11 protein-coding genes and 1 pseudogene are annotated in these 15,201 nt (G+C 35.8%); 3 read left to right on the plus strand and 9 right to left on the minus strand.

The annotated features are described in order from the left end of the window. Nucleotides 1-128: 128 nt before the first annotated feature. From AC3WSO_RS16915 to AC3WSO_RS16925, 3 genes are all read right to left on the minus strand, one after another. On the minus strand, nt 129-614 hold the full coding sequence (locus AC3WSO_RS16915) for a DedA family protein (RefSeq protein ID WP_492532436.1): 486 nt from the start codon (nt 612-614) through the stop codon (nt 129-131). A 1,035-nt stretch (nt 615-1,649) separates the two neighbouring features. Next, the gene (gene ltrA / locus AC3WSO_RS16920; protein WP_492531680.1) at nt 1,650-2,912 is read right to left on the minus strand and encodes a group II intron reverse transcriptase/maturase; all 1,263 of its coding nucleotides are present in this window, start codon (nt 2,910-2,912) and stop codon (nt 1,650-1,652) included. Nucleotides 2,913-3,931: 1,019 nt separating this feature from the next. After that, a complete protein-coding gene (locus AC3WSO_RS16925) occupies nt 3,932-4,786 on the minus strand; it encodes a malate synthase (protein ID WP_323653473.1) in 855 nt (284 codons plus the stop codon). A gap of 1,167 nt (nt 4,787-5,953) precedes the next feature. Between AC3WSO_RS16925 and AC3WSO_RS16930 the strand changes: the two are divergent. The 3 genes and pseudogenes from AC3WSO_RS16930 (at nt 5,954) to AC3WSO_RS16940 (ending at nt 7,711) form a co-directional block, all read left to right on the plus strand. Further along, nucleotides 5,954-6,462 (plus strand): annotated as a pseudogene (locus AC3WSO_RS16930) (DUF3231 family protein). Between the two features lie 110 nt (nt 6,463-6,572). Beyond that, nucleotides 6,573-7,079 (plus strand): Arm DNA-binding domain-containing protein, encoded by a 507-nt coding sequence (locus tag AC3WSO_RS16935; RefSeq protein ID WP_492532438.1) that lies wholly within the window; start codon nt 6,573-6,575, stop codon nt 7,077-7,079. An 8-nt stretch (nt 7,080-7,087) separates the two neighbouring features. Next, the gene (locus tag AC3WSO_RS16940) at nt 7,088-7,711 is read left to right on the plus strand and encodes a site-specific integrase (protein WP_492532439.1); all 624 of its coding nucleotides are present in this window, start codon (nt 7,088-7,090) and stop codon (nt 7,709-7,711) included. A gap of 44 nt (nt 7,712-7,755) precedes the next feature. On the opposite strand, the gene deoC is transcribed toward AC3WSO_RS16940, so the two are convergent. From deoC to AC3WSO_RS16970, 6 genes are all read right to left on the minus strand, one after another. Then, nucleotides 7,756-8,427: a deoxyribose-phosphate aldolase gene (deoC, locus tag AC3WSO_RS16945; RefSeq protein ID WP_492532441.1), complete on the minus strand. Its 672-nt coding sequence runs from the start codon at nt 8,425-8,427 to the stop codon at nt 7,756-7,758. Between the two features lie 286 nt (nt 8,428-8,713). After that, nucleotides 8,714-10,063: a tRNA (N(6)-L-threonylcarbamoyladenosine(37)-C(2))-methylthiotransferase MtaB gene (gene mtaB / locus AC3WSO_RS16950; RefSeq protein ID WP_492532443.1), complete on the minus strand. Its 1,350-nt coding sequence runs from the start codon at nt 10,061-10,063 to the stop codon at nt 8,714-8,716. Nucleotides 10,064-10,429: 366 nt separating this feature from the next. Continuing rightward, a complete protein-coding gene (locus AC3WSO_RS16955) occupies nt 10,430-11,197 on the minus strand; it encodes a CsxC family protein (RefSeq protein ID WP_492532445.1) in 768 nt (255 codons plus the stop codon). Nucleotides 11,198-11,340: 143 nt separating this feature from the next. Beyond that, nucleotides 11,341-12,678 (minus strand): BC_2427 family protein, encoded by a 1,338-nt coding sequence (locus tag AC3WSO_RS16960; protein ID WP_492532447.1) that lies wholly within the window; start codon nt 12,676-12,678, stop codon nt 11,341-11,343. A 589-nt stretch (nt 12,679-13,267) separates the two neighbouring features. Further along, a complete protein-coding gene (locus AC3WSO_RS16965) occupies nt 13,268-14,053 on the minus strand; it encodes a CsxC family protein (RefSeq protein ID WP_492534396.1) in 786 nt (261 codons plus the stop codon). A gap of 397 nt (nt 14,054-14,450) precedes the next feature. Next, nucleotides 14,451-15,188 (minus strand): 16S rRNA (uracil(1498)-N(3))-methyltransferase, encoded by a 738-nt coding sequence (locus AC3WSO_RS16970; protein WP_492532449.1) that lies wholly within the window; start codon nt 15,186-15,188, stop codon nt 14,451-14,453. Nucleotides 15,189-15,201: the final 13 nt, after the last annotated feature.

Raw genomic sequence — 15,201 nt, forward strand, 5'->3', positions numbered from 1 at the left:
TTCGCGTATCATGTAGAACACGAAATAAAACTCACATTTTTTTAAATGCGAGTTTTATTTCGTATTATTTAGTTTGGTAGGGTCACTTTACCCATCATACGCACAGATAAAATTACTGCGTATTATTTTTAAAATGTTACTCCAAGAAAATATCCTATAGAAATAAAAATAATTACCCATACCATCGCACCAAAACAAGCAAAAGCCAGATAAGTACTAAACTTCATCTGTGTGATTCCAGACATGTAACTTGTAACATGTCTAATCCCCGGAACAAAATATCCTATAATTATTGTCCACGGTCCAAAACGATGGAACCAACGTTCAACTTTAGTAAACCGTCTATTATTTAGTCCAAACCACTTTCCATATTTTATTATTAATGGTGTTCCTAATTTATTTCCAATTGCATAGCTAAATACCATACCAGTGGATGCGCCTAAAAAGCTTAAGATAATACTCAATAGAAAGTTTAAATGTCCCTCATGACACAAAAATCCCACAAACGTCATTAAGATCTCATCGGGAATGGGTAAGCCAATTATTCCTAAAGATAAGATTAAAAATATAGCCAGATATCCATATTGACTTATAAAACTGCTTATGAATTCCACGAATAGTTTCTCCTTTTTTAATACAAATCGTTACCTATATCATTAAACATCATATATTCCCCCATTTTTTCATTTAAAACACTCGAAGGATTATTAAAAACAGAGAGGGAATTAAGATTAAATAATAGTATTTGACTGACCTGCTAATGGTCTACACTTCAATCTTAAATACCTATGTTATCGATGTTACTAAGTTATGTAAAAATTCGGTTCGTATCTATACAAAGTTCTTGTAAAATGATCCAAACATCAAAATTTTTATAAGATTCTTGATGCTAATCCATAAAAATGATAATATTTCTCTCTGCACATTTTTACAAGTACTCTTCATAATACATCATCTACTATGAATTAAAAAGAGGTGTATTGTGAATAAAACAACAACAATCGTTCAATAGGTTAACTTTTGATAATCATCATCCATAAATAGTAATGAAATTTATCAATTTGCTCATTTTTTTGTATGGAAGTATCATTTCAGGAAATAAATATATTCCATTATTAGACTCTCAATCAAATTTTCAATGAAAACGGGGCTAGTTCATAACGAACAGCCCCGTATCCCTTACTATATAAGGATTTTCATTACTATTAATAATTAGACTGTAGTTTTGCTTCATTGCAAACTCAATAGATAATGGGTTGTAATCCCTTTATTTCAAAGCTTTATACCTTCTTTATGTATTTTTTAATAATGCAAAGTAAAGCATAAAATTGTATTGCTTTGGGGCTAAGTGGGGCTAGATTGGGGCTAATAAAAAATCGGCGAGCGTGTGTACAGGAATGGGTGAGTATGAAAGATTGGAGCAAACATTGGCTTCAATCTTTTTTTGTTATGTAAATAGACCATTTAAGGCTCTTCAGGAGTTATTTGCTTTTTCCTATAAAGAATCGGGCCAATAATTGAACGAATTACTTACAACAACAACATGAATTTTAATATTCTTCCATACAAGTTAAATTCGAGTAGGAGGGAGTGATTAACTCCCGACCTCTCACACCACCGTACGTACGGATCCGTATACGGCGGTTCAATTAAGATGAATAACGCAAAGTTTCGTAACGAACTTGCAGACTTTTCAGCCCTTGGCTTTCCCAATAGGAATTGCCGAGGGTTCTGTGCAATATGGGGCTTTTTGAAATGCGCCAGTACCCTTTTCGGGTATTTCCCCATTCGTATGCTTTTCCGTACGGAACTTTTAAACGAATGAGATTTCTGACTCTGGTTCGGGGTTTCTTCCAATTCTTCCAAAGACACATTCGCAACCTTCTCTTAATCCAACTGTCTAATTTACTGAATACTGAAGGTGTATCTGCGAGCGCAAAATATCCACACCATCCAATTAGATATTGGTTTAATTTCTCGATACGATATTCCATTGGAAATGGCATCTTTCTAGAGGTAATTTCTCGTATTTTCTTCTTCATTCGTTGAAGGCTTGTTTTCGCCACCCGAACTTTTGGTTCTTTATGGTGTGAAAAACTAAAACCCAAGAATTTTCGATTCCACGGTCGGTCTACCGCTGATTTGGACTCATTCACTTTCAAGCGTAATGTACCTTCGACGAATCGCTGTACACTTGCTATTGTACGCTCTCCTGCACGTTTACTCTTCACATAGATATTGCAGTCATCTGCGTAGCGAACGAATTTATGACCACGTTTCTCTAATTCTTTATCCAACTCATCTAACACGATATTAGAAAGAAGTGGACTTAATGGTCCACCTTGCGGTGTTCCTTCCTCTGTACTTGAAACAACTCCATTTATCATGACACCTGCTTGGAGATATTTACGGATAAGTTTTAATAATGATTTATCATGAATTCTTTTCGCTAATGTTGCCATTAATCGGTCGTGGTTGACCTTATCAAAGAATTTCTCTAAATCCATATCCACAACCCAACGATATCCTTCCTTCATATAACCCTTCGCCTTTCGGACTGCGTCATGAGCACTCCGTTTTGGTCGGAACCCATAACTGTTGTCCGAGAAAGTTTGGTCATATTCTTTTGATAATATCTGCGATATGGCTTGTTGAATCAAACGGTCTGTCACGGTTGGGATTCCTAATAGACGCACACCGCCGTCTGGTTTCGGGATTTCGACACGAAGTACTGGTTGCGGTTCATAAGTTCCCATTAGAATTTGCGCTTTAATGGATTCCCAGTTTTCGAGGATGTGCTGACGTAAAGTTTGTACGGGCATCATGTCTACTCCCTGGCTTCCTTTATTCGCTTCCACTCGCTTTAATGCTTGTATCATATTCGGACGTGCTAGAATTTGATTCAACATCACCATTTCGTTCCTTTCCGTGAATAGCTTGTCTTCTTATGCCCACCTGAACTACACCCTCCGCAAATACCCTCATGGACTTCACCATTACTTTCTAAGCGTGAGGTTTCTCTGTTTTCTGTGTTTATTCATTCAAGATGGAATGCCAAGGGCTATTCTCTCTTAGTTGTTCGGTCCTTCCGATTAGTTCTAGACCCAATCGTACTATGACCTCTGCTGACTTCTGATGGTTCAGCTACTTGTCACCAAGTAATTTATGAAGGGTACTTCACGTTTCCATCAGACCTCCCCGGGTAAGCACGTGCACTTTCACACCATCTATCCGCCTCATTTACTCGATATGACCTTCGACAGAAAGGACTTTGTTTTGATTTGCAAACTCATCCAATCATACCTAGCCTTCTATGAGGTTCGTGTTCCTCGGACCGGTGTTTTGCCTCCAGCTTCCTTCAGATTCCGCGTCGCCACGGACACCCTTGCTCTTGGCTAACCTCTACTTCTGTCTTCGGGGTTCGGGACTTACACCCTATAGTTCATATGCATGCCGGGCGCACAAATAAAAGCCATATCTCAATTGAGAAATGGCTAAAATAATGTTAGTGTCTTTCCTGTTTTAAATCCTAATTTACTACATCTGCAAGATGAATATTTTGATCAATCTTTATCTGTTATTAAGGTTTTATATAACGCTTCCATAAAAGTGTAAATTTACAACATCTAAAAAGGATGACTGTTCCCGTATTACCTTCTGGTTAATCTAGGTACTTTAATCTTTGGTAATGCCCTACCTCAAGTGGACAACCCATTTTACACCCTCAAAATAATTTGTATTATATGGCCACCCCATAAACATGGCTACAATTGAATCTAAGTTTGATAAAATTGGTGCCTTTGAAACAACAGCATACCTTATATTTTAATTCCAAATCAGGTTAGCTATGACACGAACAATCCCAGCAGTTACAATCAAACATACTGCTAAAAAGAAAGTAGGTGTTAGTCATTCTTAATTGGGTTAACGTCTAAATACGCATTAATGCACCATTAGGCTTTGGTAACTCTTGAGCTGTTATCAGATTCATTTTACAAAAATGTTCAAAAAATTGTTGTGCCAGCTCTCGTTCATTTGGGTCACTTTTCAACGAAACTATATCAAGCAAAATTTGAGCCATCCATAAATTTTCAAAATAACGATATTTACCTGTATTCCATGTCATTTTTTCGGGGAATTTTTCATTTATATAATATTGCCAGAAAAGCAGCTGATCCGACTCCTGTTCTGTAAGTTGAATTCTGTATTTTGAATGAGCAGGAATATATCCATCTTCACAAAGCTTACCGACAAAATCTTCATTCACCATATAGACACCTAAGATACGTCTGTCTTTTTCAGGCATGCCGGAATCTATTGCTGTTAATAGGACAGCGCTATTTTGGTGCAAGCGGCTCGGCTTATTTGGCTTTCCTTTGTTATTACCACTTTTTAATACGCCTGAAAAAACTTTCCACTCTGAAAAAGAACTATTCTGTTCTTCTGTGTCACACCAAAATACCATTTGTGATTCGGGATGAAGTTTATGGTTTTTCATAAGTTTTTCGTGTTCCAAGCGAAGTACCAGTTTTTTTCGTTGTAGTTTTTTTTCCTCTTCCTTCTTCCATTCTTCCTCTTTTCGCCCATTTTCCTTTTTTTGCAAAATTTCTTCAAGTGACTTAGCATCACTTTTATCATGTAATTTTAGGTGCTTTACAAATACATCCGGGAAAACAAACATTTTATTTTCCGATGCGAAATGTATTTCAATACGAGAATCATTATGTTTAACTATACTACCCATGCCAAAACGCTTGTGTGTAACTTTCTTATTGATTAGATTCATTATTCTAGTCCTCCTTATGAAATAAAAAATCGGTTACTATTAGATAGTAAATTAATAATTTTATTCAACTAACTTCCTTTAAAGCTCACATAACTGTTTTAACTTTTTCTTCGGCTTAAAAAGGATATTAAAAAAACGTATCCAAATTCTATCTGCAAAAAGGACAGCGGAATTCGAAATACGATTTTAAAAAAATAATTGTAAGACTATTATAACATTTTTTTATAAATTTACAAATTTATTATTGACAACATAATTTATCATGAAGTAAAATGATTATTTGTTCTCTAAATCCCCTTGAAATAGCTATGAAATAAAGGCCTCCAAAAAGTCGCGAAACTTCTGGAAAGCGCCCTATAAATTAACCACTTGATTACCGGTGATAAGCATAGGAGGGCTTCATGATATAAAACCAATACAAGTAATTTCTTTCCTAGAAAAGAAATGGATAGATTAATCCGTGTACTAATCATATATGCTGAATACGAGATATTCCCCAATTATATTCCATATAAAAAGACCCCAATTTCGCAAAGGTTATTTGCAAAAAAAAAACAGGGTCGGGATTGAATTTTCAGTTAGAGAAGGTCCCATCTTGTGTAAATGAGCTCTATCATCTTCCCTAAAAAATCCGGATAGATAATTTTCTCTAGACAAAAAACCTAGGGATGCTCAAAATCATCTTCTGATACACCAAAATCATTTTCCGTTAAAGGTAAATGATTTGAATCTATTTCTTTTAAAATCGCATATCCCCTCCAAACTCTGGGCATGAACCAATCTAGGCTGTAGCGTCTGCAAACGCTGCGGCTTTTTTAATGTATAAATAGATAAAAACCGAACAAATTATAATGTGTAGTGGCGAACTACTTAAAGAGCTGCAGGGATTTTATCGCTGTGGCTTTTTTTACTCCGGAACGCCTAACTTGATTTAAAATTGATACATAAAATAAAAGTGACCTATCGAAATGTTATTCCTGTTACTCCTATTATTCCTTGAGAACATCAATCCTAATGTTCCTTAGGGATAATAAAAACTGTGATCACTTTCTTAATTGGAAGTGGTCCTTTTTTATTTTGGTAAAAAAATTATAAAAATGAATGTTTTTTCTGTTTCCATCCATACTAACCATGCTTTAGCCACAAATAAGAAAAGGATGTGTAAGTATGGGTATTCTTGGTGGAAATCCAAAAGACGAACCGTTACATTATGGTGAAGTATTTAGTGTTTGGACAAGTTTGATCACAGATTATGGTATAATTTCTGGCTATCAAACGTTTTATAATCATGCCGGTGATAAAGATCTAAAAAAATTATTGAAGATATAATCGAACTTTGTAGAGATGAAGTAAAACAATTAGAAAAAATTCTAAAAACTAATGGTATTGGTTTACCTCCTGCCTCACCTGAAAGACCAGTAGCAAGAATGGAAGATATCCCTGCAGGCGCTAAATTTAATGATCCGGAAATTAGTGCTGCTCTTAGTGCCGAACTAGCTGCTGGGTTAGTTGCATGCAGTCAAGCATTGGGAACTTCTACTCGAGAAGATATCGCTTTAATGTATGGTCAATTCCATGCAGCGAAAGCTCTAATCGGTGCTAAACTACTACGTCTTAATAAAAATAAAGGTTGGTTAGTTCCACCACCATTACATATAGATTATCCAGAAAAATAATATTTTTACCTGACAAACCGTTTCCCTAGTTTTAATCTGGGGCTTTTTCTTTGTCATAAATGTATAGGAAATCTTAATCTGCACAAATTATTATTGAGTGTATCGCACGGATGTTTCGACATAAGTATTATGATGCTGCCGGAAAGCGGAGAGAAAAGAAGAAAAGTGGCTTTAAAACAGAAAAAGCAGCATTGAAAGCCCTTCTGGAAGTGAAGGCTGCAACGCTGCGTGGTGAAACAAAACATATTGAAAATGAAAATTTAACTATTAATAATTATGTAGATCTATGGTTTGAGAAGAACTGTAAAAAGAAAAAATGGAGCGCTAATTCAGTTCTGATTCGTGAGAAAGCTATACGTCTTTATTTTAAGCCACTGCTAGGACGCTATAAGCTCCAAAGTCTTGATGATGTTATCTATCAAGAAAACTTTATTGACGTGTTAGCGAAACAGTACAAGCCTAGTACAGTACATCAAGCTCATAATGTCTTTAAAACAATTATTAATGCCGCTATTAAAGAAAGAATATTGCTCCACAATCCTCTTGTTGATATCGTACTACCAGTTAATAACAAAAGGGACAAAAACAAGAAAATTATCTCACCCCTGCAGAACTAGTAACTTTTTTGAATGATGCTAAAAAAAATGAAAACATCACAAATTTTACTTTTTTACTCACAATTGCATATACAGGAATGCGCTGCGGTGAAGCATGCGGATTACAGTGGAAGAATATTAATTTTAAAGAAAATACAATAACAATTGAACGGTCTAGGGATTATGGTGGCACCCATAAGCCTAAAACACTTAACAGCTATAGAACCATTCTAGTGGAAGAAGCTGTTATGAAGCAATTAGAAACCTATAAAAGATGGTGTAAGCAAAAATTGTTGTCGTATGGACTAAAACTGATGGATGAAGATGAATACGAGAATGATGATACATTTGTATTTATCTCACATTTGTCAGGGGAGCCTATAGCACCGAACAACACAGCTAAAATCATGTATAAGATTATCCAAAGTACCAAGCTTCCCAAAATAACTTTACATGGTTTAAGACACACGCATTGCACTATTTTATTGAATCGTGGTCTGAATGTGAAGGTCATTGCAGAACGTTTAGGAAACACTCCTAAAATGATTTACGAAATATATGGTCATGTTCTTAAAGAAATGGAAGAGGCATCCGTAGCGGCATTTAGTCAAAGTTTAAATGAAATTGGGGCTAAAAGTGGGGCTAGTTCATAACGAACAGCCCCGTATCCCTTACTATATAAGGATTTTCATTACTATTAATAATTAGAATCTGCAATTAATCCGTTCATAATAGCAACACCAGAACTTGCTCCAATACGAGTAGCTCCAGCCTCAACCATTTTTTGCATATCTTCCAAGCTTCGTACACCGCCAGAAGCTTTTACACCTAAATCTGGGCCTACTGTTTTACGCATTAAAGCAATATCTTCTGCAGTTGCGCCTCCAGTAGAAAAACCTGTTGATGTTTTCACATAGTCAGTACCTGCTGCCACAGCTAGTTCACATGCTTTTACTTTTTCTTCATCAGTTAGAAGGCAAGATTCAATAATTACTTTTACAAGTGCGCTACCTTTTGCCGCTTCAACAACTGCAGCAATATCTGCTTGCACAAGGTCATAGTTTTTATCCTTTAATGCACCGATATTGATAACCATGTCTACCTCTTTTGCACCGTTAGCTATCGCATCTTTTGCTTCGAATGCTTTAACAGCTGGTGTGTTAGCACCTAAAGGGAAGCCAATTACTGTACAAACTAATACATCTGAGCCTTGTAAAAGCTCGCTGCTATATTTCACCCAAGTTGGATTTACACAAACAGAAGCAAAGTTAAATTGTTTTGCCTCTGCACACAATTTTTCGATTTGCTCTTTTGAAGCTTCAGCCTTTAATAATGTATGATCAATCATACGTGTGAAATTTTGTTCCATTTTATTAGACTCTCCTTCTATCAACAAGTTGTACGTACCTCTCTGGAATCATAACATTTTTTAACGTTTCCGTCTAATTTTGAATGAAATTAGATGAATTCAAATTATTTTAGAAACAAACCCATTATGCCTCAACATAATTACATCCGGAATCGAGTTTGTGCTTGCACATTCGACTCCGCGACTCCGCTTTCGCGGGTATTTAGACATCCACTGAAAGAAGTTAAAATATAGCAAAACACCGTTCAAAGTTTGAACGGTGTTTCTATTCATAGGTACTCTTTTGTTATTTTATAGTTTCTAATACACGAACAAATTGTCCTTTAGAATGAGGATATCCAGCTTGCGTAATTTTCACTTTTACAAGCTGACCGATTAGGCTTTCAGGACCTTCAAATACTACTTTTAAGTAATTATCAGTATAACCTGTTAAAAGCCCTGCCTCACCGCTTTCATCATGCACGAATTCTTCAGGAATTACCTCTAACACTTGATCTTCAAAGCGAGATGAATATTCCTTCGCTAATTGATCATTTAAAGCGATTAATCGGTGAACACGTTCGTTTTTAATGTTTTCGTCAATTTGGTCCTCCATGCGCGCAGCTGGTGTACCTGTACGTGGAGAGAACGGGAATACGTGTAATTCAGAAAACTTATGGTCACGAATAAAGTTATATGTTTCCATGAACTCTTCCTCAGTTTCACCTGGGAAACCTACGATTACGTCAGAAGTGACAGCCAAGTCTGGTAAAGCTTCATGTAGTTTAGTTAAACGTTCACCGAAGAACTCCATTGTATACTTACGACGCATACGTTTTAAAACTGTATCAGAGCCAGATTGGATCGGAATGTGTAAGTGGTTAACAACGATTTTTGATTCACGTAAAACTTCAATCACTTCATCTGTTAATTGACTTGCCTCAATCGAAGAAATACGAAGGCGTTTTAAACCTTTTACATTTGCCTCTAAATCACGTAGAAGCTGGGCTAAATTGTAATCTTTTAAGTCTTGTCCATAGCCTCCAGTATGAATACCAGTTAGAACAATTTCAAGATAACCTGCATCCACTAGTTGTTGGGCTTGGCTCAATACTTCTTGAGGATCTCGAGAGCGCATTAACCCACGTGCCCATGGAATAATACAAAACGTACAGAAGTTATTACAGCCTTCTTGTATTTTTAAAGATGCGCGTGTACGGTCTGTAAATGCAGGCACGTCTAATTCCTCATACACACGATTTTTCATAATGTTACGCACAGCATTAATTGGTTGGCGTTCAGTAAGATATTGATCTATGTAGCCAAGTAATTTTGTACGATCCTGTGTTCCTACAACAATGTCAACACCAGGAATCGCCATAATTTCAGCTGGAGATGTTTGAGCGTAACATCCTGTAACACAAATGACAGCGTCTGGGTTTTGACGAATAGCTCGACGAATAACTTGACGTGATTTTTTATCCCCTGTATTTGTTACTGTACATGTATTAATGACATAGACGTCTGCTTGGCGATCAAACTCCGTACGATCATAGCCTTCTTCTTTAAATAACTGCCAAATTGCTTCTGTTTCATAATGATTTACTTTACAACCTAGAGTATGGAAACTCACGATTTTTGGTCGCTCGTTACTCATAATATATATCATCCTTTCAAGAGTACACTACAATAAATTAAATTATCAACGTGTCTTATAATAGCACAAATAAATATAATGAGCCTAGCTTTTTGGCTAGGCTTCAAAAAATATATAAATGAAAAGTATTTACTAATAAGAGTTCCTCTACTAAAAATACAAATAATATAAAAGAAAAAAAGTCCAATCTCAAAATAAATTGCAAAAAGGCAGTTAAAAATTAGATTCACTCTAACTTTCAACTGCCAACTCAGATAGTAAATTTTTATCAGTGCCTATAAATAGTTTTGGGCAGTGTTTTCAATTACATTTTCTTAGAACAACCCTTTAATTTGTACTGTTCGTTCTGCACCACTAAAAACTAGATTAAGGACTAACAGGAGGAGTAAGTCCTAAAAGAACAGGAGTTACTACAGTACTACCAGTTCCAAGGCGAACTTGTTGAACTTGCAGTACTTTTACTGTAAGATCCAGAACAATTTTTTCACGTAATGTGCTGAAAGTACCTTCTGGTGCTGCCATAATTGGTGAAAAATCAAGTTCAAAGAAGTTTGCAGCAACTAACTCGCCGAATGGTTGTTCATTGTATTTCACAAGATTTTGGAAGAAAGCCTTATCCAATCGAGCATCCATTTGAGTTCTTTCATTCAGGAAGTTCGCTTCGGCAAACTCAGAAATTCCTATGATTGGAGTAGTGCCCCCAGGTGTTTGTGGGAAAATAAGTTCTGTAAAACCAGAAAACGGAACGTCTGCAATTCTATCACGAAGTGCGCCATTACATGCTGATGAAGCATATTCAATATTTTTACGAATATGTCCTGCTACAAATAATTTAGCTCTTGTTACTCTAAAAAAGTCAGTGTTATCAATACGTGCAAATCTAACCGGCACTAATTTAACCTGATTTAGGAATACATTTTTTTTCACTCTTTTAATTTCAGTTGCTGCAGGAGTAAGCGTAATATCTGACTCCACAACTATTTGAAGTGTTGGTTCTGCAAGTACAACTGGAACTTTAATAGTCGGAGCTGTAACTGGTGTAGCGATTAGTGGAGTAGCCTCACTATTTAAAGGTATTTGTTCAGTTGATGCTACAGGGCAAGGTAGCATTTGATTTTCTAATTGATCACTCAAAAAATTCCCTCTTTTCATTTTTTCATTAGAGAGCGCTCTCTATATTGCTAGAATATGTAGCTATTAAATCTATGCATGGACGTATATACTAGTTTTTTCTGATATTAAAAAAAGGGATTTTTGAGCTGAGAGAAAAGTTTTAATTACCCTCTAGACTCTTGACTGTCATAACGGACTCGAATTTTCTGTACTTGTAGCATATGAATGATTAATTCTAATACTATATTTTGGCACAATTGGTTTGAATGAATTAATGATTCATCTTGTGCAGGTACTGCATTCGTAGTCTGAAATGTAGTATATTCAATATTTTGATTTAGAAAGCCTTCAATAAATAATTTTCCCTTTAACGCTGTACATGTCCCATTATTTAATGATTGGGAAAACTGACTAGGTACGAATCTACAATTGGTTAGTACTACCTCATTCGAGATATCTTTTACTCCCCCAATTCCTTTGTCAAATTGAATAAATTCTTCAAGACATATTTCAATTTTATATTCCCCTACTACAACCGGAACTCTAATATGCATAACATCATCGGAAGCGTAAGAGTGATTATTTGTTTCTCCTTTTTTAATTGATTGTGTGTTATGTAAAGGAACTACAACTGATTTAGACGGATTATTCGTCTGAATATTTTTTTCATAAGTATCATTTTTCATTAAAAATATTATTTCATTAATTTTTGAGTGAACTAAACGACAATCAGGCTGTTCAGGATAATCCGTTGAAGTATTAAATAGTTTGGTTTCAAGTTGAGGGGTAAGTTGATTGTTTAAATCAAGAAAATCAAATGTATTTTTAACAACGTCACCACAAATAGGAGCATGAAGAAAATTATCAATTTCTATATGAGTAGAAATTAGACTTTTTTTGGTAATAGAACATATTTGTCCTTGCGCTGAACTAGTAGATACACTAATATCACCTGTAGAATTGTTTTTCTCCACCTCTTCTGTATCAATCTCTACATCAACTTTAGAAGGGATGTGTAGCTCACTATTAGGATCTATATGCGCTGCAAGATCCTCTTCTTCTACAGGACCGGTTTCATCCGCCTCTTCTTTATCACGGAGATCATTCATTTCTTCCTCTACATCAACTTCAGGAGGGTTGTGTAGCTCGCCATTAGAATCTAAATGTGCCGCAAGAATCTCTTCTTCTACAGGACTGGTTTCATCCGCCTCTTCTTTATTAAGGGGATCGTTCATTTCTTCCTCTACATCAGCTTCAGGAGGAATGAGTAGCTCACTATCGGGATTTAGATGCGTCGCAAGGCTGGTTTCATCTTTTTCCATAGCAAGGTCATTATTTATAAAATCGTCATTTAAAGAATATGAAGTGTCAGATGTAGTATCTAGTTGAGGTGTATGATCTATCTTTTTCTTGGGTTTAATTTGATAATTATAATTGATGAAAACTTTTTGTTTGGAACTTATTTCTTTCATTTTTCTAAAATTAATCCATGGAGTTTTCATTAGTTCACTCCTAAATAATGTATTGACAAATAACGTGCAACAGTTGATCTGTAAAAAACTTCTAAGCATTTTTCCAGCCACGACAGCTTTTTGGTCAATGGTCAGACTTTATGCGTTATTCTTGAGAGACATGTTTGAAATCCGTTTCTTCAAGAAAAACTCACACTATAACCCTTTTTCATTTTTATTATTTCCACGTTACCTTAATGAATATTGATCGGTTAAAGACAGCGATTATCATTTTCTTTTTCTAATGTCTGATAACAGCTTAACTCTTTTTCTTTTATTTTGATCTAAGTGCTGCACTTATAATTACAATTCATTTTATGCATTACTTTTACTTTTGCCACTCAGTACTTTCCAAATCTCAGTAGAAAATTCGATATTAATGCATTTAAGACGATTACATAAATAGAAAATATCTATCTTTACATTATTTTATTTTATTTTCAGCGCGATAATATATAGCAAAAAGGCAGTTAACAGTTCTATTTAATCAAACTGTCAACTGCCAAAACTCAAATATTGGATTTTCAATATCCCTCGAAATACCTGTTTTTCTCTACTCGCTCCTCTAAAAACTAATGAATTAACAAGGATTAGAAGGAGGATCAGGTCTAACTGGTGGATCAGGAGGACTAACCGGTGGAGTCAATCCTGGTAAAACAGGAGTTATTACAGCACTACCAGCTCCAAGGCGGACTTGTTGAATTTGTAGTACTTTTACTGTAAGATCCAGAACAATTTTTTCACGCAATGTGCTGAAAGTACCTTCAGGTGATGCCATAATTGGTGAAAAATCAAGTTCAAAGAAGTTTGCAGCGACTAACTCGCCAAATGGTTGCTCATTGTATTTTACAAGATTTTGGAAGAAAGCCTTATCTAATCTAGCATCCATTTGAGTTCTTTCATTCAGGAAGTTCGCTTCGGCAAACTCAGAAATTCCTAAGATTGGAGTAGGGCCTCCAGTTGTTTGTGGGAAAATAAGTTCTGTAAAACCAGAAAACGGAACATCAGCAATTCTATCTTGTAGCGCTCCATTACATGCTGCTGAAGCATATTCAATATTTTTACGAATATGTCCTGCTACAAATAATTTAGCTCTTGTTACCCTAAAAAAGTCAGTGTTATCAATACGCGCAAATCTAACCGGCACTAATTTAACTTGATTTAGGAAAACATTTTTTTTCACTCTTTTGATTTCAGTTGCAGCAGGATCCAGCGTAATATCTGATTCCACAACTATTTGAAGTGTTGGTTCTGCAAGTACAACTGGAATTTTAATAGTTGGAGCTGTAACCGGTGTAGCGGCTAGTATAGTAGCCTCACTATTTAATGGTATTTGTTCAGTTGATGTTACTGGACAAGGTGGCATTTGATTTTGATTTTCAGATTGACCACTCAAAAAATTCCCCTCTTTCATTTTGTAGTATTTGAGAGCTCTCTGTATAAGAATATGTAGCAATTAAATCTATGAATGGACGTGTATACTAGTTTTTTACTCATTTAAATAAAGGGGATTTTTGAGCTCAGGGATTAAAATGGACACAATACCAGCTACTCACTGATTTAACAATGTTCCTTCAATATAGGATTTTACTAAAAAACCGATTCAAAGTTTTTTGAATCGGTTCTACTTATAGGATTACCTATAAAAATAGTCATTGAATTTTTAGTTTCTAAACCTTTGCACGACTGCATATAGACGCAATTTAAATGATGTTTACTCATACAATGTGTGAAAAACTCTTTTAACAAGGTTAAACGCTGTCTCATTCAAATTCATAAGATATTGCAGATAGTGCATAGAGTGGTGCCGTTTCTGCTCGTAAAATTCGGGGTCCTAAAGACATCGTTTGAGCACCCGCTTGAAGCAGGGCATCCACTTCTTTTCGTGCAATGCCACCTTCAGGACCAAAAATAATAAGAATAGATTTCGACTTCTTGTCATACACGTTTTTTAGCTTCTCTGCAAACCTTGTACGTTGTTCTGCTTTTGCATCCTCTTCATCCGCTATAAAAACGGCGTCGAAATTGCCTACTTGTTCTACTAGCTGTTTAAAAGAGATTGGTTCATATATTTCTGGGATATGTGTACGATGGGATTGCTCAGCTGCCTCTTTTGCAATTTTTTGTAGACGCTCTTGCTTTTTGGCACCTTTCTTTTTATCCCATTTAACGATGGAACGCTCCGCTTCAAATGGCAACAAGGCAAACATTCCAAGCTCTGTCGCCTTTTGTGTAATCAGTTCTAACTTATCGCCCTTCGGCAACCCACATGCCACTATTACATGGACAGGTAACTCTGGTGAAGGAACGATCTCACCGGTAGCTTGAACGTGTACCTCATCCCCTTCAAAGGCTGAAATTTCACAAATATGAGCAGTATTTTGTGCGACAACTACGATTTTGTCGCCCTCTTTCATACGCATTACCCGTTCAATATGTCGGGCATCTTCTCCGCTAATTCGTGCTTCCTCTATGGCTGTCTCAATAAAATATCGCTGCATTTAACCGTACTCC

The sequence above is a fragment of the Lysinibacillus sp. EB106-09-02-XG168 genome, from assembly GCF_058791475.1.